17 protein-coding genes are annotated in these 22,637 nt (G+C 65.8%); 11 read left to right on the top strand and 6 right to left on the bottom strand.

What is annotated here, in order from left to right; all coding sequences use genetic code 11:
• Positions 1 to 17: 17 nt before the first annotated feature.
• A complete protein-coding gene (locus IEY43_RS13100) occupies positions 18 to 1,328 on the top strand; it encodes a cell division protein PerM (protein ID WP_229777400.1) in 1,311 nt (436 codons plus the stop codon).
• An 18-nt stretch (positions 1,329 to 1,346) separates the two neighbouring features.
• Here IEY43_RS13100 and IEY43_RS13095 read toward each other — a convergent pair whose 3' ends face one another.
• On the bottom strand, positions 1,347 to 1,868 hold the full coding sequence (locus tag IEY43_RS13095; RefSeq protein ID WP_188949024.1) for a DinB family protein: 522 nt from the start codon (positions 1,866 to 1,868) through the stop codon (positions 1,347 to 1,349).
• Between the two features lie 173 nt (positions 1,869 to 2,041).
• Between IEY43_RS13095 and purN the strand changes: the two genes are divergently transcribed.
• The 4 genes from purN to IEY43_RS13075 all read left to right on the top strand — a co-directional run bounded on the left by purN (position 2,042) and on the right by IEY43_RS13075 (position 6,705).
• A complete protein-coding gene (purN, locus tag IEY43_RS13090; RefSeq protein ID WP_188949023.1) occupies positions 2,042 to 2,608 on the top strand; it encodes a phosphoribosylglycinamide formyltransferase in 567 nt (188 codons plus the stop codon).
• A 32-nt stretch (positions 2,609 to 2,640) separates the two neighbouring features.
• Positions 2,641 to 4,155, top strand: a complete 1,515-nt coding sequence (locus tag IEY43_RS13085; protein WP_188949022.1) for an SDR family NAD(P)-dependent oxidoreductase — start codon at positions 2,641 to 2,643, stop codon at positions 4,153 to 4,155.
• A 540-nt stretch (positions 4,156 to 4,695) separates the two neighbouring features.
• On the top strand, positions 4,696 to 6,060 hold the full coding sequence (locus tag IEY43_RS13080) for a hypothetical protein (protein WP_188949021.1): 1,365 nt from the start codon (positions 4,696 to 4,698) through the stop codon (positions 6,058 to 6,060).
• Positions 6,061 to 6,375: 315 nt separating this feature from the next.
• On the top strand, positions 6,376 to 6,705 hold the full coding sequence (locus IEY43_RS13075) for an ATP-binding protein (RefSeq protein WP_161449274.1): 330 nt from the start codon (positions 6,376 to 6,378) through the stop codon (positions 6,703 to 6,705).
• Here IEY43_RS13075 and IEY43_RS13070 read toward each other — a convergent pair.
• Positions 6,651 to 9,659 carry an alpha-mannosidase gene (locus IEY43_RS13070; protein WP_188949020.1) on the bottom strand — a complete coding sequence of 1,003 codons (3,009 nt, stop codon included), beginning with the start codon at positions 9,657 to 9,659 and terminating at the stop codon, positions 6,651 to 6,653. The genes IEY43_RS13075 and IEY43_RS13070 overlap by 55 nt on opposite strands.
• Positions 9,660 to 10,113: 454 nt before the next feature.
• On the opposite strand from IEY43_RS13070, the gene IEY43_RS13065 reads away from it, so the two are divergent.
• On the top strand, positions 10,114 to 10,689 hold the full coding sequence (locus IEY43_RS13065) for a TetR/AcrR family transcriptional regulator (protein ID WP_188949019.1): 576 nt from the start codon (positions 10,114 to 10,116) through the stop codon (positions 10,687 to 10,689).
• 9 nt (positions 10,690 to 10,698) lie between these two features.
• On the opposite strand, the gene IEY43_RS13060 is transcribed toward IEY43_RS13065, so the two are convergent.
• Positions 10,699 to 12,036 carry an MFS transporter gene (locus tag IEY43_RS13060; RefSeq protein WP_188949018.1) on the bottom strand — a complete coding sequence of 446 codons (1,338 nt, stop codon included), beginning with the start codon at positions 12,034 to 12,036 and terminating at the stop codon, positions 10,699 to 10,701.
• Positions 12,037 to 12,187: 151 nt separating this feature from the next.
• Between IEY43_RS13060 and IEY43_RS13055 the strand changes: the two genes are divergently transcribed.
• The 5 genes from IEY43_RS13055 to IEY43_RS13035 all read left to right on the top strand — a co-directional run bounded on the left by IEY43_RS13055 (position 12,188) and on the right by IEY43_RS13035 (position 19,541).
• Positions 12,188 to 12,964: a DUF4303 domain-containing protein gene (locus IEY43_RS13055; RefSeq protein WP_188949017.1), complete on the top strand. Its 777-nt coding sequence runs from the start codon at positions 12,188 to 12,190 to the stop codon at positions 12,962 to 12,964.
• A 97-nt stretch (positions 12,965 to 13,061) separates the two neighbouring features.
• A complete protein-coding gene (gene purH / locus IEY43_RS13050; protein WP_188949016.1) occupies positions 13,062 to 14,732 on the top strand; it encodes a bifunctional phosphoribosylaminoimidazolecarboxamide formyltransferase/IMP cyclohydrolase in 1,671 nt (556 codons plus the stop codon).
• Positions 14,733 to 15,153: 421 nt separating this feature from the next.
• Positions 15,154 to 17,154, top strand: a complete 2,001-nt coding sequence (locus IEY43_RS13045) for a BCCT family transporter (RefSeq protein WP_229777397.1) — start codon at positions 15,154 to 15,156, stop codon at positions 17,152 to 17,154.
• Between the two features lie 344 nt (positions 17,155 to 17,498).
• Complete coding sequence (locus tag IEY43_RS13040) at positions 17,499 to 18,719, top strand: NRAMP family divalent metal transporter (RefSeq protein WP_188949015.1); 1,221 nt, start codon at positions 17,499 to 17,501, stop codon at positions 18,717 to 18,719.
• Between the two features lie 12 nt (positions 18,720 to 18,731).
• Positions 18,732 to 19,541 (top strand): putative hydro-lyase, encoded by an 810-nt coding sequence (locus IEY43_RS13035; RefSeq protein ID WP_188949014.1) that lies wholly within the window; start codon positions 18,732 to 18,734, stop codon positions 19,539 to 19,541.
• A 78-nt stretch (positions 19,542 to 19,619) separates the two neighbouring features.
• Here IEY43_RS13035 and IEY43_RS13030 read toward each other — a convergent pair whose 3' ends face one another.
• The 3 genes from IEY43_RS13030 to IEY43_RS13020 form a co-directional block, all read right to left on the bottom strand.
• Positions 19,620 to 21,125 carry an APC family permease gene (locus IEY43_RS13030; protein ID WP_188949013.1) on the bottom strand — a complete coding sequence of 502 codons (1,506 nt, stop codon included), beginning with the start codon at positions 21,123 to 21,125 and terminating at the stop codon, positions 19,620 to 19,622.
• A gap of 85 nt (positions 21,126 to 21,210) precedes the next feature.
• Positions 21,211 to 21,870, bottom strand: a complete 660-nt coding sequence (locus IEY43_RS13025) for a PDC sensor domain-containing protein (protein WP_188949012.1) — start codon at positions 21,868 to 21,870, stop codon at positions 21,211 to 21,213.
• Positions 21,870 to 22,622: a FadR/GntR family transcriptional regulator gene (locus tag IEY43_RS13020; protein ID WP_188949011.1), complete on the bottom strand. Its 753-nt coding sequence runs from the start codon at positions 22,620 to 22,622 to the stop codon at positions 21,870 to 21,872. The genes IEY43_RS13025 and IEY43_RS13020 overlap by 1 nt, the downstream gene beginning before the upstream one ends.
• Positions 22,623 to 22,637: the final 15 nt, after the last annotated feature.

Genomic DNA, 22,637 nt, shown 5'->3' with positions numbered 1-22,637 from the left:
TGGCACCATGGAAGATGATGAGCCGCGAAAAGAAACCCATGAAGGCCGTGATGTTGCGCCTGCGCAACGGCTGGCCGATGCCCCTTGCCCTGCAGGGGGTTTTCGAAATGCTGCAATCGGTCGTGTTCTGCCTAGCGCTGATTGCGCTGCCGCTGGTCGCTGTCTACTTCAGCGGCGGCTTCCTGGAGGACTCGTTCGAGGTGATCTTGCAGTTCGCCGGGTTCGTCTGGCTGCTCATCCACGGCGTGCCCATCGAGGTCTTCAACGTGGGGCCGGACACCGACCCCAGCTCGATGACCGGCTGGCTGACGCTGATGCCGCTGGGGCTGAGCCTGCTGCCCTTCCTCTTCTGCCTGCGCGCCGGACGGCGCATCGCCCGCGCTTCCTACACCGACCAGCTGTGGCAGGGACTGCTGGGCGCCGTGGTGGCCTACGGGGCCATCGGCACCGGCGTGGGCTTCCTGGTGGCCAACGACTACGGTCGGGTCAACATCCTGGCCGCCACCTTCATCCCGCTGGTGATCGCCTCGCTGGGCCTGCTCATCGGCGCGCGCCGCGAAGCGGGATCCTGGGGGCGGCTGTTCGGCATGGACACCGCCGCCTACCTGCACAGCATCTCCCCGCACCGACGCTGGGCCGGTTCCTACGTCTGGCATGTGGTCGTCTCGGGGTTCATGGGCTACGTGGCCGCCGTGGGCATCTCCGGCATCCTGCTGACCATCACCCTGGGACTGCACTGGACCGAGGTGGCCAACGTCTACCAGGAACTGCGCCCCGGGCCCATCGGCTCCGCCGCGCTGACCCTGCTGCAGCTGGCGCTGATCCCCAACGCGGTGTTCTGGGTGCTGTCCTGGATCAGCGGCGGCGGGTTCAGCCTGGGTGCCGGCAGCACGCTGTCCACGCTCGAAACCACCGTGGGCCCGCTGCCCTCGATTCCGATGCTGGCAGCGCTGCCTTCCGGGGAGCCGACCAACCAGTGGCTCTACCTGCTGATCCCGGTGCTCGCCGGCATCCTGGCCGGCTGGTACTTCCTGCGGGTGGGGGAGAACCACCTGGAAGACTGGTTTGCCCGCCGCATCCCGTTCAACGCGCTGGCCCTGGGCGCTTCCACGGCCTGCCTGGCCGTGTTCACCGGTGTCGTGGCCGGGCTGCTCTCGCTGGGCGGATCCTGGTTGTCCTCCGGCTCGCTGGCCATCGGCCGGCTGACCGAGCTGGGTCCGCATGCCTGGGTGACCGCCGGGGCGCTGGCCCTGCAGATCGGCCTGGGCACGGCCATCGGCTACCTGATCGCCCCGCTGTTCGAAACGGATCCGGTGCTCGAAGGCTAGCGCGGACGGCGCGCCCGCTCAGGCGTCCAGGTCCCACAGATGGTGCACCATATCATGCCAGGCGTACTGGTTCAGCGTTTCCACCGTGAACGTGGCACCATTTGAGCGTATGCCCTTGCGGGAATACTTCTCCGGGCTGATGCTTTCCAGCTTGGCCGCATAGGCTTCGGCCGCCGTGCGCAGCTTCTGCGCCGCCTGTCCGGCGCCCAGCGCGTTGTACTTGCCCTGCTCCGCCGCGGCGTCCTGGTCCCAATTGGGGAAGCCCGGATCGGTTTGCTCCAGCATCAAATCCAGGCGGCCCTCCATGACCGCCAGCATCTCGGCCACGTGCACCACGTATTCCTGGTCGCTCCAGCGGGCGGCGTTGCGGCGGGTCGCGGCCCCGGGACGCTCGAGCACCTTTTCATAGCGCGCCACGACCCCGGGCAGCCGCGCGGCCGTCTCCTGCACGGACATGCCGCGCACATCGACGCCGCATTCGGGGCAGGTTTCGCGCAGGACGACGGTCCAGTCCTTGCCGTCCGGGATGATCTGGCTCATGTCCGCTCCTTGGTCGACCGGCGTGGCGGCCCGGCGCCGCCGCGTCTCCGGGGTTCCAGTGTAGGCCCGGGCGCCGGGCGGCGGCGGGGCTGAGCTGCATGTGACGAATTACGACCGCTGGAGCCGGAAGCCAAGGTCGGCGGGCGCCGCCGGCCAACCGTAGAATGGAAGCTATGCGTATTGTGGTTTTGGTGTCCGGCACCGGTTCGAATCTCCAGGCAGTCATCGACGCGGTCGCGGCCGGCGACCTGCCGAATGTCGAAATCGCGGCGGTGGGTGCGGACAAGCACGGCACCTACGGGGTGCAGCGTTCGGCGGAGGCGGGCATCGAGACCTTCGTGGTGAACTTCAAGGACTTCGCCGACCGCGGCGATTGGAACCACGCGCTGACCGAGAAATGCCTGTCCTACGCTCCTGATTACGTGGTCTCCTCCGGGTTCATGCGCATCGTCGGCGAGGAATTCATCAACGCCTTCGACGGCACCTACATCAACACCCACCCGGCGCTGCTGCCGTCCTTCCCGGGCGCCCATGGCGTGCGCGACGCGTTGGCCTACGGAGTGAAGGTCACCGGCTGCACCGTGCACATCGCGGATGCCGGCGTGGACACCGGCCCGATCCTGCGCCAGGAGGCCGTGGCCATCGAAGAGACGGACACCGAGGAAACCCTGCACGAACGCATCAAGGTGGTCGAACGCCGCCTGCTCATCGCCACCCTGGCGGACCTGGCAGCCAACTAGCGGGCCACCGGCCCAGCAGCATCGAGACTGAGATGACCGAACATACTTCATCGCCCGCATCGGCCGGCGACACCGAACCATTCACCGCCGAGGAACTGGCCACCGCATTGAAGGTCCTGTCCGTGGTGCACACGCTGGACCCCGAGGACGGGCGGCACGTCGCCGTGCGCCGTGCGACCAGCAACATGTTCAAGGCCGCCAAACGCCACCGCAAGTCGCAGAAGCGCGCCGAAATCAGCGCCGCGGACCGGGCGCTGATCGAGCGGACCGCCACCGGCTCGCCGCAGCGGCTGGACGACGAGACCCTGGGCCTTGATCTGAGCACCCCGACCCAGGGGGACAGCGCCGGAGAATTCCGCAAGCCGCGCGGCTGCTACATCTGCAAGCAGCGCTACACCACGGTGGACGCCTTCCACCACTACCTGTGCCCGGACTGCGCCGCCGCCGGCCGCGAACGCCGCGACGCCCGTGCCGACCTGTCCGGCAAGCGGGCGCTGCTCACTGGCGGTCGGGCGAAGATCGGCATGCACATTGCGCTGCGCCTGCTGCGCGACGGCGCCCACACCACCATCACCACCCGCTTCCCCAAGGACGCGGCCCGGCGCTTCGCGGCGCTTGAAGACAGCGCCGACTGGCTGCACCGGCTGCGGATCGTGGGCATCGACCTGCGCGACCCAGCCCAGGTGATCTCGCTGGCCGACCGCGTCGCCGCCGAAGGCCCGCTGGACATCCTGATCAACAACGCCGCGCAGACCGTGCGCCGCACCGCCAACTCCTACCAGCACCTGATTGAATCCGAGCAGCAGCCGCTGGCCGGGGAGCTGGCCTTCGGGCAGGGCGGGCCGGAGTTGTGGGGCGAGGCCAACCCGCCGGCCGAGCACCCCCGTGCGCTGGCCAGCGCCTTCCGGCTGGAGGACTCGGCGCTGCTGGCCCCGAGCACGGTGGGCGGCTACGACGCCCAGCAGCTCGCGGACCTGGCCATGACCGCCGGCTCCGCCTCGCTGGAGCGCATCGCCGCGGGCACCGCCATCGACGCCGGCGGGCTGGTGCCGGATGTGGTCACGGAGAATTCCTGGACGCAGATCCTGGGCGACGTGGACGCGCTGGAAATGCTCGAAGTGCAGCTGTGCAACGTCACCGCGCCGTTCCTGCTGGCCTCCCGGCTGCGCCCGGCGCTGGCCGCCTCTGAGGCGCGGCGCAAGTACATCGTGAACGTCTCCGCCATGGAGGGGCAGTTCTCCCGCCGCTACAAGGGTGCCGGACACCCGCACACCAACATGGCCAAGGCGTCGCTGAACATGCTCACGCGCACCAGCGCGGAGGAGATGCTGGCCACCGACCGGATCCTGATGTCCGCGGTGGACACCGGCTGGATCACCGACGAGCGTCCGCATGATTCCAAGGTGCGCATGGTCGCCGAGGGCTGGCACGCCCCGCTGGATTTGATCGACGGAGCCGCCCGCGTCTACCAGCCCATTGTCGACGGCGAACGCGGCATCGACCTCTACGGCTGCTTCCTGAAGGACTACGAACCGTCCCCGTGGTGAGGCGCCGGCCTGGGGGTAACGCAATGATGGCGGGAGCAGTTCGCGAAGAACTGCCCCGCCATCACCGGATTAATGGGACCTAGCTGTTGGGTTAGGCGCGGCTGGTGGATCAGGCAAGGGTAAAGCGCATCGTGCGCACCTCGAAGGCCCCGAGCTTGAGCTGAACAGAATTTTCGTTCACTTCCACCGGCTCCAGCGGATCCTCCACTCGTCGAAAGCCTCGAAGTGAGTCCCCGCTATCTGGCCGGCACCGAGCGCGGAGAGCGGAACCTCACCCTTGATTCTGTGGACGTGCTCGCGGGGCAGTTGGGCGTCGACTCGCTGATGCTTCTCAGCTCTGTCGAAAGTAAATATTCCGCGAGTGATTTAACGCGGGATTCGCCCTTGTGCATTCCGGCTCTTTCGCGCTATTTCATTGTCGCACTTCGGCAGCGCAGACCTGTGTTCATCGTTGTACGCGGTCAGAGATGGTCAGAGATGGGAGGACGCGCCTGTCAAGACGGGACTTCCTCGTCGTTGTCGGAACCCTATACTGGACGCATGCAGAGTTCATTCGATGCTGTGCGCGAGGCGCTTGGCGAATCGGCGGGCCCCGACCTGACGTCGGCGATCGACGCCCTTTCACCGGACCGGGTCGATGCGCTGGCGGAGACGATTCTCTCCGTGCCGAGGTCCGGAGCGCTGCCGAAACGCCCTGTCACCGAGATCTGGCCGCTGATCCCTCTGCGCTCGTCGTTGTTCTTCGACCATCTCAACAACGAGTCGCCAGCGAGCGGGTATGCGCCGTCGGGCATCCGGCTCTCCGCGGCGACCGACCCCCGGGCGAGCGGGACCGGGGAGTTCTCGACGGGGATTATGCGAGCGCTCCTGTACAGCCACGGGCTCGCGATCGAGGACCCTCTGAGTCATGCCGCCGAGATGCACCTGAGCCAGCACCGGGAGCTCCGCGAGGTGACCCGCGCGAGCATATCCGCGGCGGCTGCATCGCTGTCCGAGATCGCGCAGCTCCTTGACCATGATGTTGTCAACGTCTTCTACACCGGTGGCGATGAGCTGGGGGCCGCCGGCGAGCTGGGAGACAGCATCCTGACCACGCTCGACGCCGATGCCTCACCGTACACGGTCGCTGATGCGTGGGACGAGTTCGAGGTCGAGTTCGTCTCCGGCCTGTCACCCGCCCTGCAGACGCTGTGGAAAGAGATACGCGGCGGCAATCGCGCACCCGACCTCTCCTACGTGCAGCGCGCCGTTGACGAGGGCGACGCCGCTCTGGCCGAGACGTTCATCGATGTAGTACGGATCCTTAACCCGAGGAACATCGTCGAGAATGCGATCGCGGGGACCGCGTCGACGCTAGCCCTCATCCGGATGCTCGGTGGATCCTCTGACGTGCTGTGCGCCACGCCGCTGATGGGCCGTCTGCTGTTCATCGGCGCTCCCGACCCTGCCGAGCAGCTCAGAATGCACGAGGTTGCTCGCACTGAGGTTCCGAACATTGACGTCCTCAGCCCTGCAGACCTAGTGACGATTCGTCGATCGAGCGACTCGCTCGCGACGTGGCGCAAGGACCTGGCCGAGGCGCTGGACTACGCCGACCGGAACCGGCGCGCAGGCATCGACTCGCGCACCATCCAGACCGGCGTCGAGGAGAAGCTCGCGGATGCCCGTGAGTCGTTGCGCCGTGAAGCGAAGAAATCGAGGGTCTGGGGTGGGCAGAACACGATCAGCTTCATCGCAGGTGGACTCGGTGGGGCCGGCGGTGCGGCGATCGGCGGGCCGCCCAGCGCGGTAGCGGCCGGGGCGGCCTCCGGCGTGATCGCCGCCTTCATACAAGCGGCTGCGCAGCGACGCAGCGTGCCGGGCTTCCTCGACCGACATTACGTGGCCTTCGCCAAGGCGCGCTGACTCTCCCCCCACGCCTTAAACATCGGATGACCTACCGGGGGCACGGTTCTGTCCTCCCGAACCCGGCAATCGAGACCGTTCTGAGCGGGACCGGCCGGACTCCAGATACGCCGGGGAACCAAAATCACCTGCTCTTGCCGACTCCCTCAAAAACGATTGATTGAAGCCGCGTCACGATTTGATGCAATGGTGGTGTCTCGGTCTGTACCCCCGTGATTCCGGTGGTGAGAGGTAGGTTTTCCTCTCGAAGAGGAGCCGATAACCATCACAGAGCACTGACCTCCCGGCGCGGGCAGTACCCTGCCGGCCAGCTAGCTGCCAGAGATCCTGCCGCCGCTGAACCACCTGCAGGCGCTGGAGGCGACCGCGGTGCATTCGATCACCTACGGTGCGCAGGAGCCGATTACGGCCCTCCGCCGCGAACCGGAGTTCATTGCCCCGCACCACACCGCGTCGCTGACCGTGCTGATCGGCAGCGGCACCCGGAAGATGCTGCCGGGGGCGATCACCCGAGCCCACCACGGGGTGCTGTTTCTTGAAGGACTACGAACCTTCGCCCTGGTGATGCCGGGCCCCGGGACGCGGCAAGCCTACCGCAGCGTGAAGCGCAGGGTGCGCACCTCGAAAGCCCCGAGCTTGAGCTGAACAGAATTTTTGTTCACTTCCACCGGCTCCAACGGATCCTCCAGCAGGCTGGCCGTGGCGGCCGAGGCCACCGGGCGGTTGATGCCCAGCGTGCCGGAGGCGCGGCGTCCCAGCGACTCGTACACGCGCACCACCAGGTCGCCGGAGCGGTCGGCGGCCAGCTTCACGCTGGAGACCACCAGGCCCTCGCCGGAGATCGCCGCCAGCGGCTCGACCTCGCGGGCGCCGGAGCGCACGGTCTGTGCGCTGTTCAGCAGCGCGCCGGCTTCGGTGGCGCTGGCGATGTCTGCGCCGATGACCAGCCCGTAGCGGTGGGTCTGCAGCCCCTGGTCGGTCTGCGGATCCGGGAAGCGCGGGGCGCGCAGCAGCGAGAGGCGCACGGTGGTGGTGACCCGGGCGTCCTCGGCGTCGCGGGTGACGTCGAAGCCGTAGATCGAGTCGTTGACCAGCGCGGCGCCGAAGCCCGGCTCCTGCGCCAGCACGAAGCGGTGCATCGAGGTTTCGAACTTCGCCGCTTCCCAGCTGGTGTTCACGTGGGTGACGCGCTGGTGGTAGCCGAACTGGGTTTCGGCGATGGTCTGCTCCGCGCGGATATCCAGCGGGAAGGCGACCTTGAGGAACTTCTCCGCCTCGTGCCAGTCGGTGCTCTGGGAGATCTGCACGGTGCGCTCCCCGGGAGCCAGCGACAGTTCCTGGACCAGCGTCGAGTTGGAGAAGCTGCGGGTCACCGTCACCGTGGCAGTGCCTCCGGATTCGGAGAGCTGGATGCTGTCCGCCGCGCGCAGGTCGGTGACCTGGTTGCGGTAGTACTTGTCCACGTCCCAGGCGTCCCACATGTTCGGGAAGTCCTGGTGCAGTTGCAGCAGGTTGGCTTCCTTGCCCTCGGCAATGGTTTCGCGGCCGGTGGCCAGGTCCACGGCGGAGGTGATCAGGCCGTCTGAGTTGATGACCACGCGCACCAGCTCGTTGCCCAGCACGTAGCCGCCGTCCAGTGCCTCGGCGCGCACCAGCTGCGCAGTGGCGGGCTCCAGCTCGCGGGCCGCGCCGAAGGCCACCCCATGGCGGGTGTAGGCGGCCGCGTTGAACTCCAGCTGCAGGCCGCCGGTCCCGGACAGCACCTGCTGGGCGCGGGCGATCAAGGCCTGCGCCTGCGTGATGACCTCGGCGTAGCGGGCCACCACTTCGCGGTGCACCCAGGCGATCGAGGTGCCGGGCAGGATGTCGTGGAACTGGTGCAGCAGCACCGTCTCCCACAGCTCGTCGAGCTGCTCGTACGGGTAGGGCTCGCCGGCGTAGACGGCCGCGGTGGATGCCCACAGCTCGGCTTCGACCAGCAGCTGCTCGGTGCGGCGGTTGCCCTGCTTGGTCTGGTGCTGGCTGGTCAGGGTGGCGCGGTGCAGCTCCAGGTAGAGCTCGCCCACCCACACCGGCGGGTTGGGCAGCTCGGCCTTGGCCCGGTCGAAGAAGTCATTGGGATGCTCCCAGGCCACCGTGGCGCTGCCTTCCAGGTTGGCCAGGCGCTTAGCCTTGCCGGTCATCTCCCGGGTGGTGCCGCCGCCGCCGTCGCCCCAGCCCACCGGGGCGATTGAATTGTTCGTGACCCGCGCTTCGCGGAACTGGCGGGCGGCCTTGGCCACTTCCTCGCCCGAGAGCTGGGAATTGTAGGTGTCCATGGACGGGAAGTGGCTGAACATGCGCGACCCGTCGATGCCCTCCCAGTCGAAGGTGTGGTGCGGGAACTTGTTCTGCTGGTTCCAAGAGATCTTCTGGGTGAAAAACCACTCGAAGCCTGCGCGGCGCATCAGCTGCGGCAGCGCGGGGGAGTAGCCAAAGGAGTCGGGCAGCCAGACGCCCTTGGAAGTGATGCCGAATTCCTTGCGGAAGAAGTTCTGTCCGTAGAGGAACTGGCGCACCAGGGATTCGCCCGAAGGCATGACGGTGTCGGATTCCACCCACATGCCGCCCAGCGGCAGGAAGCGGCCCTCGGCCACCTGGCGCTTGACCCGGTCCCAGACCTCGGGCCGGTGGGTCTTCAGCCACTTGTACTGCTGGGCGCTGGACATGCCGTAGAGGAATTCATCCTCGGTCTCCAGCAGCTCCACCATCGAGGAGCAGGTGCGCGAGACCTTGCGGATGGTTTCGCGCAGCGGCCACAGCCAGGCCGAATCGATATGCGAGTGCCCGATGGCCGAGATCTTGTGGGCGCTGTGCTCGGCCGGGGCGGCGAGCACCGCGGCCAGCTGGTCGCGGGCGTCCTGCGCGGTTTCGGTGATGCGCTGCAGGTCCAGCACGTCCAGGGCGTTGTCCATGGCTTGCAGGATCTGGAAGCGGCGCGGGCCGTCGGCCAGCTGCTCCTGCAGGTCGAAGAGCACCTCCAGATCCAGCGCCAAATCGTGCACCACCGGTTCGAAGACCGCCAACTCCAGGCGGCGCAGCGTGTACAGCCGGCGCGAAGAGGACGTGAGGATGTCGCCCTGCTCGGTGGGCAGGAACGGATGGTAGTCCAGCAGCACCGGGTTGGAGGCCGCTTCCATGTGCAGGTCGACCACCTCGCCGCCGGCGGCGGACTCGGCGACCGGCACCCACTGGTTGCGCGGGTTCAGCGCCTTGACGGTGATGCCGTCCGGTCGGTAGATCAGTCCCTCGCACTGGAAGCCTGTCATGTTGATATCGAAGCCCAAATCGATGACTGCCTCGACCCGGCGCCCGGCCCAGGCGGCAGGAACCTCGCCCTGCAGGTGGAACCAGGTGGTGCCCCAGGCGGCGCCCCACGGGGTGCCGACCGCGACCGGGGTGTAGTCCAAAGCCAAGCCTTCGGCCGGGGCCACCGGCTCACCGGGCAGTTCGTGCCACGACACCTGCAGCGGAACGCTCTCCGAGTAGATGGCCGGACGAATTCGTTCGTCTAGTACGCGCTTGACTCGTCCGATGGTCAGCGAAGTGTCGTCGTGCATGAAGACCTTTCAAGGATGGGACCTGCTTCGGTACAGCTCACTGGCCACACTACCGAAAAAACCGGGACGCGAGCTGGTGCGACTCCCAGCTGCCACGGGTCCGTGCCGACAACCTGCGGCAGGTGGCGGAGGGGGAGCCCGGGCCTCCCTCGGCGTGCGAGCCGCACCCGGTCCATGGCCCTGGGCCGCCGGTGCACGGCTCGTTGGCGAGGAGCCCGGGAACTTTCTGCGGTCCGGAAAGTTCGAAGTGGGGCCGGCGAAGCAAGCGCATTTCCAGCGTGGATTCGGCAGAATTCCAGCGGATACTCAAGGTCGGGAACTACGATGGATGCCTTGCAGAATGGAATGAACGCTTCCACTTCGTCAGATCTTCCCTCAACGACTACCGTTAGATCGTTACGGGGCAGGAAGGTTGCCCCGGACACCCCGAAAACTGTGAAAGGTGGGGAAACGCATGCGCGCAGATGCACTACGACGACGTAAGCAAATTCTCCGCACGTCTCGTGAACTCTTTGCAACCCACGGCGCCAATGTCGCCATGGAATCCATTGCCGAGGCAAGCCACGTCGGCATCGGCACGCTGTACAGGAACTTTGCCGCACGCCCCGAACTGGTCGAGGAAGTCACCTTGGACATGCTCCATGATGTCCAGCAGGCAGCCGAGCACGCCGCCGAGGGCTTGTCGCGGGGCGAGCCCCGGGCTTGGCAGGAATTTTTGGATGCACTGATTGAGCTGAACCTCGGTGCGCTCAGCGAATCGCTGAGCCTGCAGCTCCCGCAGACCATCAGCGACCGGATCCTGCAGCCGCAGCGGGCCGCCGCGCAGGCGGTGAGCCGGGCGCTGGAATTGGCCCAAGCCGCTAATCTGGTCCGCCAGGACCTCACCGGCCATGAGCTGATCACCGGCATCGGCTTGGCGACGCGGCCGCTGCCGCGCGCCTTCGCCAGCGCCGCCCCCGGCATTGGCCCGCGGCTGACCCGCATCATGCTTGACGGCATGCTGCCGAACCCCGCGAAGGGAAATTCCTAGCCGGGATTTCTAGCCCAGTTCCCGTCCCCGGGTTTCCGGCGCGAACTTCGCCATGAACAGCACCGCGAGTACCACCAGCACGGTGGCACCGGCGAACAGCCAGGACAAGCCCACCACCGGCCAGAGCGCCGCGAACAACAACGGGCCGAAACCGGCCGCGAAGCGCGACATGGTCGACGCCCAGCCGAATCCGCTGGCCCGCAGCTCGGTCGGATACAGCTCCGAGACGTAGGCGTAGAGCACCGGGACCGCGACCTGGACCACCACGCCGAATACCAGGATCCAGCCCACGGCGGTGGCCGGCACATCCAAGCTCTGCGCCACCACGATCAGCACGAGGCCGGAGAGCGGACCGAAGATGCCCAGCAGCCACTTGCGCCCGACCTTCTCCACCAGCAGCGCGGCGATCACCACTCCGATCAGGCCCATCGCCGCCATCACCGCCGTGGCGAAGAAGGACGCCGACTGCGCCATGCCGGCTTCGGTCAGGATGGTCGGAAGCCAGGTCAAAGCGAGGTAGTAGACCAGCAGGATGGTTACGAAGAGCAGCCAGCTGGTGGCCGTCAGCTTCCACGAATAGCGCCACAGCGAAGCTGCCTGCTCCCACCAGCGCGGAGCCTTGGGCAGCGCGGCCTGCTCGATCACGTAGTCGCGCGGTGCGGCCCCGGTGCGCGCCACCAGCTGGTCGATCACCGCACGCGCCTCGGTTTCACGGCCCTTGGCCGCCAGGAACAGCGGGGACTCCGGGATGGAGCGGCGCACCACGTACACCATGAAAGCCGGCAGGATCATCACCACGAGGATCAGCCGCCAGTTGTCGGAGGTCGCCATGACCCAGCCGGAGACGAAGAAGGACAGGGCGGCGCCGATCGGCCACCAGCCGTCCATCGCGGTCAGCACCCGGCCGCGGTACTTGGCCGGGGTGAATTCGCCCACCAGCGCGTAGTCCACGGGGATGCAGCCGCCCAGGCCCACGCCGGCCAGGAAGCGGAAGGCCACGAAGAAGCCGAAGTTCGGGGACAGGGCGCCCAGCACGGTGAACAGGGCGAACATCAGCAGCGTCAGGCTGAAGGCGTTCTTGCGTCCGTAGCGGTCGGCGATGCCGCCCCAGAGGAATGCGCCGAGGGCCATGCCCACCAGGTTGGAGGTGCCCAGCAGGGCGGCGGTGGGACGGTCCAAGCCCCATTCCTGGGCGACCAGCGGGATCAGGGCGCCGTTGAGCGTCACATCCCAGGCGTCGAACATGAAGCCGAGTCCGCCGATGATGAAGATGGTTCCCTGGACCTTCCACTTGAAGGGAAGCTCCTGCACCACATGGGTGCCGGAGGGGAGGGTGGCTGTGGACACGGTGGTGTACCTTTCGCGCGGTGCAGATGATGCGGCTTCTACCGCGTCGAAGCTTAGCCGAAATTCCCGCGCGGCGCGTAGCCGCCGTACGCCTCTTTGCGGGAGCCGTCAAGGCCTTTTGAAAGTGCAGGCAAGAGAGTAATCTCTGGACATGGGAGTAGATTGGACCGCTCTCGAAGAGGCGATACGGGTTGCAGCCCTTCGACACGCGGCTGAAGTAATTGAGGCACACCCGGAGCAGACCTTCTATGCCGTTGCCCTGCACGGGGTGAGCACCGAAGAGAGCGAATCCATCGCCATGCCGCTGCTGGCGCTGAACTCGCTGCAGGCGCTGGCCCGCGACCGGGCCGCCGAGTCGCGCGAACAGCTGGTCGAACGCGGCGAAGACGTGGACGAGCCGGACGACTACGAGGACCGTCCCGACGCAGACGAGCACAACACCCTGGAACCGGAACCGCTGGTTGTCGACGAGGATTCCCTGGTGATCTCCGACTCGGAACACGACGAGGAATCCGAAGACGATGACGACTCCGACGACGGCGAGGACCTGGACGAGGTGCTTGCCTCCATCGAAGCCGACCTGGACGCGGACGACTCGGAAAGCTTCTACTCGGACAAGTGGGAGCCCAGCGACTGGCACTGGTCCTCCATCGACCTGTGCGAGGAACCGGCGGCCGGCATCTGGTCCGAAGCGCTGACCGACCAGGCCTCCCGCGAGGGCTGGGAACCGACCATCAAGCGCTACTATCACTGCCTCGTGGCGGCGGCGCACTCGCTGCGCGACGAGCTGAACGCCAAGACCTCGGTGGATCTGGTGACCTACGTGGCCGATGAGGACCATGCGGAGAAGCTGCTGCGCCTGTGCCTGACCGACCAGCAGCTGGCCACGCATTTCCCGCAGCTGGGGAACCTGGTCCAGGGGCACTGACACGAACTGAAGGGAAACCGGCAGATTTCGCTAGAATAGGGGCGGCGGCCTTTTCGCCGCCCGCCCCATTCATTCTCACCGCCGGGAGAAAATTTTCGTGAGTAAGACCGTCTTGGACAAAGTCGCTATCCGCCGCGCATTGATTTCCGTCTACGACAAGACCGGCTTGGAGGAACTGGCCGCTGGACTTCACAACGCAGGCGTCCAGCTGATTTCCACCGGCTCCACCGCCAAGAAGATCGCTGCCGCAGGCATCCCAGTGACCGAGGTCGAGCAGGTGACCGGTTCGCCGGAAATGCTCGACGGCCGCGTCAAGACCCTGCACCCCATCATCCACGGCGGCATCCTGGCTGACCGCCGCGTTCCCGAGCACATGGACACCCTGGCCGAGCGCAGCATCGGCCAGATCGACCTGGTCGTGGTGAACCTGTACCCGTTCGTGCAGACCGTCGCCTCCGGCGCGGCGCAGGACGAGGTTGTCGAGCAGATCGACATCGGAGGCCCGGCCATGGTCCGCTCCGCCGCGAAGAACCACGCCGCAGTGTCGATCGTGGTCGATCCTTCCTTCTACCCGCAGGTCATCGAGGCCGCAGCCGCAGGCGGCTTCGAGCTGAAGACCCGCCAGCGCCTGGCCGCCAAGGCCTATGCGCACACCGCCGCCTACGACACCGCGGTCGCCACCTGGACCGCCAGCCAGTTCCTCGACGAAGACGGCGACGGCGTCATCGACTGGCCCGCCTACTCCGGCGTCGCCCTGCAGCGCGCCGCCGTGCTGCGCTACGGCGAGAACCCGCACCAGCAGGCAGCCCTCTACGTGGACGAGGCCGCCCCGGCCGGCATCGCCCAGGCAGACCAGCTGCACGGCAAGCCGATGAGCTACAACAACTACGTGGATGCCGATGCGGCGCTGCGCGCGGCCTTCGACTTCGACAAGCCAGCCGTGGCGGTCATCAAGCACGCCAACCCGTGCGGCGTGGCCGTGGCCTCCGACGACGCCGCAGACCCGATCGCCGACGCGCACCGCAAGGCGCACGCCACCGACCCGGTCTCGGCCTTCGGCGGCGTCATCGCAGCCAACCGCACCGTCACCAAGGGCATGGCCGAAACCGTGAAGGGCATCTTCACCGAGGTCGTCATCGCACCGGACTTCGAGCCGGAGGCCGTCGAGATCCTCTCGGCCAAGAAGAACATCCGCCTGCTGGCCCTGCCGGACGGCTATGCCCGCAACTCCAACGAGCTGCGCCAGGTCTCCGGCGGCATGCTGGTCCAGGCCGGCGACAAGATCGACGCCGACGGCGATGATCCGGCCAACTGGACCCTGGCCGCCGGCGAAGCCGCCGAGGCCGCCACCCTGGCCGATCTGGCCTTCGCCTGGCGCTCGGTGCGCGCCGCGAAGTCCAACGCCATCCTGCTGGCCAAGGGCGGCGCCGCCGTGGGCATCGGCATGGGCCAGGTCAACCGCCTGGACTCCTGCAAGCTGGCCGTGGAGCGTGCCAACACCCTGGGCGTGAAGATCGAATCCGGCGCGGACGCCGCCGGCGGTGCCGAGAACGCCGACACCGCGGCTTCCGAGCAGCGCGCCGTGGGCGCAGTCGCGGCTTCGGATGCGTTCTTCCCGTTCGCCGACGGCCTGCAGATCCTGATCGACGCCGGCGTCAAGGCCGTTGTCCAGCCGGGCGGTTCGGTGCGCGATGAGGAAGTCATCGCCGCCGCGAATGAAGCAGGCATCACCATGTACTTCACCGGTGCACGCCACTTCTTCCACTAGGAACTAGCCACGCCGTTTCGGGCCGTGCAGCCAGCGCTTGCCGCGCTGGCTGCACGGCCCGCGGTAGTTAAGGGACTTTCCGGCACCTCCGACGTCGAAGCACCATGCTGCGCCGCAGTGGACCGCGCTCCCGAAGCGTGGCCCGACGAAGCCTGCTGCCGGGCGGCTGACGAGCTGCCATCCAAGTACCTCCCAGTCAGGGGCGAAAACGACCATTAATCCAGCCTGCGCGGGCCTGGAAAATGTGTGGTGAACTCCCGAAAAGCGGTGCGTCACGCGGTCAAAAAGCATCTTTTTTCTGCGCTTGGCGAATCCCTGTTTGGCCCCGGGATCATGGGGCAGGATCGAGGTCAGACCCGGCGGGTTCGCGCTGGAATGGGGTCAAAAACCGCGGAATCTCAAGGTTTTTATAGTAAACTTGATGGCTATGGATTCTGATACGTCACGTCCACACCCGCCAGCTGCGGGGTCCAAAGCCACTGACAAGGGAAGTGAAAAAGACCAAAAACCGGTCCGGGGACACAAGGGCGAACGCGTACTCAACGCCCTGCGCCATGCCAAGGAACCCTCCTTCGGCATCCACCCGGGACTGATCCCCGGCATCAGCGTCGAAGACACCAACGCCACGTTCCCCACCCGCCGCGGGGTGTTCATTTCAGCACTCGTTGCAGTCCTCGCGGTACTGCTCTGGGCCATCATCGCCCCAACCAACCTGAACGAGGTCGGCGTGGGCATGCAGGAGTGGGTCGTCACCCACTTCGGCTGGCTGTTCAACGTCATCGTACTGGGCATCGTGCTATTCATGCTGGTGGTCGGCTACGGACCCACCGGAAAGATCCGCCTTGGCGCGGATGACAGCAGCCCTGAATATTCCACTACCTCGTGGATCTCCATGCTGTTCGCCGCGGGCCTGGGCATCGGCCTGATCTTCTACGGGCCGCTGGAACCACTGAGCCACTTCACCGCGCCGCCGCCATCCACCGATGCTCAGGCAGGCACCAACGAGGCAGTGCTCCCGGCCATGACCGATTCCTTCCTCCACCAGGCGACCTTCGCATGGTGCATCTACGCATTGGTCGGCGGCGCCCTGGCCTACGTCTCCTATCGTCGTGGACGCCTGCCGCTGATCTCATCACTCTTCGAGCCGGTGTTCCCGGACGGCAATAACCGTCTGCTGGGCAAGATCATCGACGTCTTCGCCGTGCTGGTGACGCTGTTCGGCACTGCGACCTCGCTGGGCATCGGTGCGCTGCAGATCCGCACGGGTACGAGCATCATCACCGGGATGGAACTGGGCAACGGGTTCGTGGTCGTGGCGATCAGCCTGCTGACGGTGGTCTTCACCATTTCGGCCGTGGCCGGCATCAAGAAGGGCATTCGCCTGCTCTCCAACACGAATATGGCCCTGGTGATCTTCATGGCGATCTTCGTGCTGGTCGCCGGTCCGACCATGTACATCCTGGATCTTCTGCCGGCCGCCGTGATCTCCTTCTTCGACAACCTGCCGCAGATGCTCACCGTCTTCGCCAGCGAGGGCACCGTCGAGAAGGAATACCTGACCGCCTACACCACCTTGTACTGGGCCTGGTGGATTTCATGGTCGCCGTTCGTCGGCATGTTCATCGCCAAGATTTCCAAGGGCCGGTCGCTGCGCCAGTTCGTCACCGTGGTGATGCTGGTTCCTTCGGCGATCTCCGTGACCTGGTTCACCGTCTTCGGCGGTTCGGCGATCTGGATGAACCTCAACGGACAGGAAATCGAGATCCAGGGTTCGGGCGAAAACGTCATGTTCGACTTGTTGGCCAACCTGCCGATGAGCCCGGTGATGTGGATTGTCGCCCTGCTGGCGATCCTGGTGTTCTTCGTGACTGCCGCGGATTCCGCTTCCAACGTCATGGGTTCCATGTCGCAGTCCGGACGTCCGGTGCCGTCCAAGCCGGTCACCATCGTCTGGGCCGTGGCGCTGGGGCTGATCTCCATGTTCCTGCTGCTGGCCGGCGGGCGCAATGCGCTCTCCGGTCTGCAGTCGATCATGGTCACCTGTGCCTTGCCGTTCGCGATCATCCTGATCGGCGTCATGATTTCCTGGGGCATCGAGTTGCGCAACGATCCGCTGATGATCCGCCGCCGCTATGCGCTGGAAGCCATCAAGGGCGGTGTCCGCCAGGGCATCGACGAGCACGGCGACGACTTCGTCTTCGGCATCTCCCAGGTTCCGGAGGAACTCGGCGCCGGCGCCGACTTCGATAGCGAGGACCCGGCGCTCACCGAGTGGTACACCGACAATGCTCCGGAATTCACCGGAGAGCTGCCACAGGTCGAGGCCCGCGACCCGAAGCCTGCACAGCTGACCGGGAAGGACGTGCGACCGAGCCTTGAGAAGTCCACGGACGACGACGCTTCGGAGCCGGTCAAGAACTGATCAATTTTTTTGATCTGAATTTGAAAGTCCACCGATCCTCGGCACCTGCCGAGGACCGGTGGACTTCGTGCATCCGGGCATTAAACGGGGTCTCCATGGCATACGAGCAGTGCATGCCATCGGATCACAAGCCATGACGCTATCTGCGCTGTTGGGACTAGGTTTTGGTGTCAAGGACGCGAGCTAATGCGCTGACCCTGCGTCCCTTGCAGCCGCTGCCCGAATTATGTCCTCCATGTAAATTGTTCAACAACTACTTGCCCAGATTGTTCAACAACCTGTATTGTCTTGTGCGTTACATTAGTTCTGTGACAGCAGTCACCGCTACCGCAACGGATGAAACCATGTCTACTCAAGATTCGAAGCCCCAGGCTAGTTCGAAGGCCCGGCGCACAGCGCTGCTGGGCGCCATGTTCCTCATGGCTACCAGCGCCATCGGCCCGGGCTTCATCACCCAGACCACTGAATTCACCGTGCAAATCGGTGCGGCGTTCGCCTTCGCGATCGTCGTATCGATTCTCGTGGATATCGCGGTGCAGCTGAACGTCTGGCGCGTGATCGGCGTCAGCGGCCTGCGCGCACAGGAGCTGGGCAACAAGGTGCTTCCCGGTGTGGGCTGGGTGCTGGCCGCGCTGGTCTTCGTGGGCGGCATGGTGTTCAACATCGGCAACATCGCCGGCACCGGCTTGGGCTTGAACGCGATGCTGGGTGTGGATGCGAAGGTCGGCGGCGCCATTTCCGCGGTGATCGCCATTTTGGTCTTCCTGTCCAAGAAGGCTGGCATGGCCCTGGACCGAATCGTCGTCTTGCTCGGTGCGATCATGATCCTGCTGATGCTCTATGTCGCCATCGTGGCCGCACCTCCGGTCGGCGACGCCCTGCGCAACGTGGTGCTTCCCGAGCAGGTCGACTTCCTGATCATCACCACCCTCATCGGCGGCACCGTGGGCGGCTACATCACCTATGCCGGTGCGCACCGCATGCTGGACTCCGGCACTGCAGGCGTGGAGCACGTCAAGGAAATTTCCAAGACTTCGGTGCTTGCCATCATCGTCACGGGTGTCATGCGAGTCCTGCTCTTCCTGGCAATCCTCGGCGTCGTGGCCGGCGGTGTGGCATTGACCAGCGACAACAAGGCCGCTGAAGCATTCGGCGCCGCCGCTGGCGACATCGGGCTGCGCTCCTTCGGCATCATCCTGTGGGCCGCCGCGCTGACCAGCGTGATCGGCGCCGCCTACACCTCGGTCTCATTCGTTACCAAGAGCACCACCCCTGAACGCACCCGCAACCTGATCACCGTTGCCTTTATCGCCGTCTGCGCGGTGATCTACCTTCTGCTGGGCAAGGCCCCGGCCACGTTGCTGATCTTCGCCGGCGCCTTCAACGGCCTGATCCTGCCGGTCGGACTGGCCGTGCTGCTTTGGGTGGCGTGGCGCCGCCGGGATCTGCTGGGTGGCTACAAGTACCCTAAGTTCCTGCTGGTCATCGGCGCCCTGGCATGGCTTTTGACGGTCTTCCTCGGCTACAACTCCCTGGCAGGGCTCTCGGCCCTGTGGAATGCATAAGGCGGATTTCCCATGGCAAATGTTCGTGATCTGACCCTGGCCGAGCGAGCGGCCCTGAGTCCCGGCGAAGCGCGCGAATACTTCCGCCAGGGGCAGGTAATCCCCACCGCCGGCATCAGCGCAGGGTATGCGCAGGCGAACCTGATCATCGTGCCGCAGGCGCTGGCCTTCGACGTGCTGCTCTTCGCCCAGCGAAACCCCAAGTCCTGCCCGATCCTCGGGGTCCTGGAAGCGGGGCAGGTGTCCAATGAGCTGCTGGCTGGCGGAGACATCCGCACTGACGTGCCCCAGTATGTGGTGTATGAGAATGGCGAAAAGATCGCCGAGCCAACGGATCTGGCCGAGTACTGGCGTGAGGATCTGGTGACCTTCATCGTCGGGTGCTCCTTCACCTTCGAGGCGGCGCTCATCGAAGCCGGCATCTCGGTGGCCCATATCGACCAGAACGTCAATGTGCCCATGTACAAGACGACCGTGCGCAGCGCCTCCGCAGGGTCCATGTCCGGACCCATGGTGGTGTCCATGCGGCCGATTCCGGCTTCGCAAGTGGCCGACGCCGTGCGCATCACCTCCCGCTACCCTGCGGTGCACGGGGCACCGGTGCATATCGGCAACCCTCAGGAGCTGGGCATCATGGATCTTGGCAAACCGGACTTCGGCGACGCGGTGCAGATTCCGGAAGGCAGCATCCCGGTGTTCTGGGCCTGCGGCGTCACCCCGCAGGCGGCGGTCATGGAATCACGCCCGGCCCTGGCCATCGGCCACGCCCCCGGGCACATGCTGATCACGGACGTGAAGGATGCCTTCTACCAAGTGCCATAGGTGCCAGACGTGCAGCAACGCCGCAGGCGGCGCATCCCTGAGGGGTGCGCCGCCTGCGGTGTTTTTATCAGGTGCCGGTCAGCCCGTCGCCGCTGCTGCGCGCTGGGCTGCGCGCAGCTTCTCGGCGACCTCGATCGCGTCGCCGCTCGGGGCATCGGACTTGGCGTCCGGCCGCGCGATGAACAGGTAGAGCGCGCCGGAGCCGGCAACGACCGCCAGACCCAAGAGCACCACCCAGTCGGCGAAGAAGTCGCCGGAGGTTCCGGGCTTCGCCAGCAGGTACATGGCGAACAGGCCGTAGGCCAGTGCCAGCACGTTGACGATGAACCCGGCCGCGCCCAGCGAGAACGGGCCGGCCGGCTTCCAGCCCTTGATGCGCTGGCGGAGGGCGGCGAGCACCACGGCCTGGAAGGAGACGTAGATGCCCAGAATGGCGAAGCTGGTCACCTGGGTGAGCAGCTGCTCGGAGCCGAAGTAGATCATGATGCAGATCAGCAACGGGATCGAGCAGGCGACGATGAGCGCGTTGGTTGGTACCTTGGTGGTCGGGGAGACCTTGGAAAGCCAGCGGTGTCCCGGGATCATGCCGTCGCGGGCGAAGGAGTACATCAGGCGCGAGGCCGCTGCCTGCAGCGAGAGCACGCAGGAGAGGAAAGCGGTCAGCGCGATGACCAGGAAGATCTTGGCGCCCGCCGGGCCGAGTGCGGACTCGAGGATCGCCGGGATGGGGTCGACGTCCTCGCCGTTGACAATCGACTGCAAGTCAGGGGCGGCCAGCACGTAGCCGCCGAAGGACAGAAGTGCCGAGACGCCGCCGACCAGGATGGTCATCATCATCGCCTTGGGGATGCGGCGGGCCGGGTTGCTGACCTCTTCGGCCACGTCGCCGCAGGCCTCGAAGCCGTAGAAGAGGAACAGGCCGGCCAGGGCCGCGCCCATGAAGGCCGCCGAGTAGCTTCCGTCGCCCTCGACGCCCATGGAATCGAAGAACACGCTGAAGGGTTGCTCGCGGGCAAAGATCAGCAGGTAGAGGCCGACGGCGATCACGCCGATGAGTTCGGCCGCCAAGCCGATGCGGGCCACGCGAGCCAGCATCTTGGTGCCGGTGAAGTTCAGGACCAGAGCGACCAGCAGCAGTGCCACGGAGAACAGCAGCGTGGTTTCGCGGGTGAGCTCGAGGCCGAAGGTGCTTGCCACGAAGCCCGAGCCGAACTGCGCCACGGCGGTGATCGTGACGATCATCGCCCAGATGTAGATCCAGGCCGCCATCCAGGCGTAGCGCTTGCCCCATAGCCTGCGCGTCCATGGATAGATGCCGCCGTGGATCGGGTACTGCGAAACCACCTCGCCGAAGACCAGTGAAACCAGGAACTGGCCGCCGGCCACGATGAAGATCCAGAAGATCGAGGGCGGCCCTCCGGTGGCCATGGAAATGGCAAAGAGCGAGTAGACGCCAACCAGTGGCGAGAGGTAGGTGAAGCCGAGGGCAAAGTTGGCCCACAGGGACATGGAACGTTCGAAGGACTGTTCATAGCCCAGGACGGCCAGATGGTTCCCGTCTTGGAGATCGTGATGTGAATTCATGGAATCCTCGTTGCGAGCGTACGCAAAAGATGCGTGTGAAGTGTGACACACCGAGAATAACACTTAAAGATTCTATATAGAAGGTTTAATTTTGGCTGGGTGCCACCAGCAGGCTCGTGCCGGTCACCTTCTCCGACTTTTCAAGGGAATCCGGGGCGAGCAAGGCACCCAGCCCGTGCCGCGGATCCGAGGAAGTAATCACCCGTCCGTGCGCGGAGACCAGCGCGGCGGGGCCGTCCAGCCGCAGCAGCAGACGCTGGAGCGCCGGCTCGATGTCCCTGACCCGAAGATCCAAACCGACAATGCCCTCGGCGCTGCCGGTGACCGGAATGGTCAGCGTCAGCACGTAGTCGCAGATGCACAGGTGGTCGACGAACGGGCCGGTGATGTGCCGGCGCCCCGAGGCATGGGGAGCTGAATACCATTCCAGGCTGCGGTAGTCGCGGACATAGTCCGCGTACTCGCGCTGCTCCAACTGCAACCGGTTGATTTCAGAACCGGCGGCGAACAGCGGATTGTCCCGCATGGGTGCGAGCCACCATTCGAAGCGCATCTGCCTGGCGCTGTCGCCAATGTATCCGGCGCCGACGATGCCGTTGGCGTCATCCAGAAGCCATGGCCGCACCAGATCCTGGACGGCGCCGCCCAATTGCTCGGCAGGAAGTTGCGCGATCCGGGTGTGGAGTGCATCAAGGCGCTCGAAATATCGCTCGAACCATTCTCCAAGCTCTGCTGCGACGACCATCAAGCCACCTCCAGTTCTTGTTTGCGGCTGATCAGCCAGGTTGACAGCAGCGTGAAGGATTCCTGGCATGCCGCGCGGCCCGGCGCCGCATCGCGTGATGCCAGTGCATGCACCATGGCGCGGTCCAGTGCTGCGATCCGTCCGGCGAGCGCTTCATCGCGCAGGCCCAGCCACATGAGCTGCCCGTACTGGGCCTGGAATCCGATCTGCTCGCGCACCAGCCGCGGGGACTGGGACAGCACGCACAGTTCCAGCAGGAATCCGCCATGGTCGCGGGCGGCGCTGGCAGGGGTCGAGAAATCCGCGCGGTCGAGCCAATCCTCCAAGGATTGCGCTTCAGCCGCCGTGCAGATCTGGGTGGCCCGGTCGAGCGCACCGCTGGTGATGACGTCGAGGTAGACCGCGGCATCGAGCAATTCGGTGCGCGAGATGCCGCGCAGCCTGGAGGTCATCAACTGCTGGGAGGCATCGGGGGCTTCGGCGCGGACGAAGGAACCGCCTTCGCGGCCACGGCGGGTTTCCAGCAGACCTTCCTTGCGCATGTCCGCCAACGCTTCACGTGCCGTCACGACGGCAACACCGAACTTCTTGGCCAGATCCGATTCGGTGGGCAGGCGCTCGCCGGGTGCCAGTACACCCAGCAAGATGGCATCCGTGAGCCGCTGTGCGACCTGCGCGGTGCGGGTGTCGGCGCTCAATGGCGCGAAAACAGCCGTGCGGGAACCCTTGGCTGGTGGCGTCTTGTCCGCCATCAGGCCCCCCGGCGC

It is taken from the genome of Glutamicibacter protophormiae (assembly GCF_014647495.1).
Taxonomy (GTDB): domain Bacteria; phylum Actinomycetota; class Actinomycetes; order Actinomycetales; family Micrococcaceae; genus Glutamicibacter; species Glutamicibacter protophormiae.
This window is presented reverse-complemented; position numbering and strand designations above follow the sequence as displayed.

Coding starts and splice junctions, on each gene's coding strand:
- IEY43_RS13100 (WP_229777400.1), top strand. CDS start 18: ATGAGCCGCGAAAAGAAACCCATGAAGGCCGTGATGTTGCGCCTGCGC.
- IEY43_RS13095 (WP_188949024.1), bottom strand. CDS start 1,868: ATGAGCCAGATCATCCCGGACGGCAAGGACTGGACCGTCGTCCTGCGC.
- purN (WP_188949023.1), top strand. CDS start 2,042: ATGCGTATTGTGGTTTTGGTGTCCGGCACCGGTTCGAATCTCCAGGCA.
- IEY43_RS13085 (WP_188949022.1), top strand. CDS start 2,641: ATGACCGAACATACTTCATCGCCCGCATCGGCCGGCGACACCGAACCA.
- IEY43_RS13080 (WP_188949021.1), top strand. CDS start 4,696: ATGCAGAGTTCATTCGATGCTGTGCGCGAGGCGCTTGGCGAATCGGCG.
- IEY43_RS13070 (WP_188949020.1), bottom strand. CDS start 9,659: ATGCACGACGACACTTCGCTGACCATCGGACGAGTCAAGCGCGTACTA.
- IEY43_RS13065 (WP_188949019.1), top strand. CDS start 10,114: ATGCGCGCAGATGCACTACGACGACGTAAGCAAATTCTCCGCACGTCT.
- IEY43_RS13055 (WP_188949017.1), top strand. CDS start 12,188: ATGGGAGTAGATTGGACCGCTCTCGAAGAGGCGATACGGGTTGCAGCC.
- IEY43_RS13045 (WP_229777397.1), top strand. CDS start 15,154: ATGGCTATGGATTCTGATACGTCACGTCCACACCCGCCAGCTGCGGGG.
- IEY43_RS13040 (WP_188949015.1), top strand. CDS start 17,499: ATGTCTACTCAAGATTCGAAGCCCCAGGCTAGTTCGAAGGCCCGGCGC.
- IEY43_RS13035 (WP_188949014.1), top strand. CDS start 18,732: ATGGCAAATGTTCGTGATCTGACCCTGGCCGAGCGAGCGGCCCTGAGT.
- IEY43_RS13030 (WP_188949013.1), bottom strand. CDS start 21,125: ATGAATTCACATCACGATCTCCAAGACGGGAACCATCTGGCCGTCCTG.
- IEY43_RS13025 (WP_188949012.1), bottom strand. CDS start 21,870: ATGGTCGTCGCAGCAGAGCTTGGAGAATGGTTCGAGCGATATTTCGAG.
- IEY43_RS13020 (WP_188949011.1), bottom strand. CDS start 22,622: ATGGCGGACAAGACGCCACCAGCCAAGGGTTCCCGCACGGCTGTTTTC.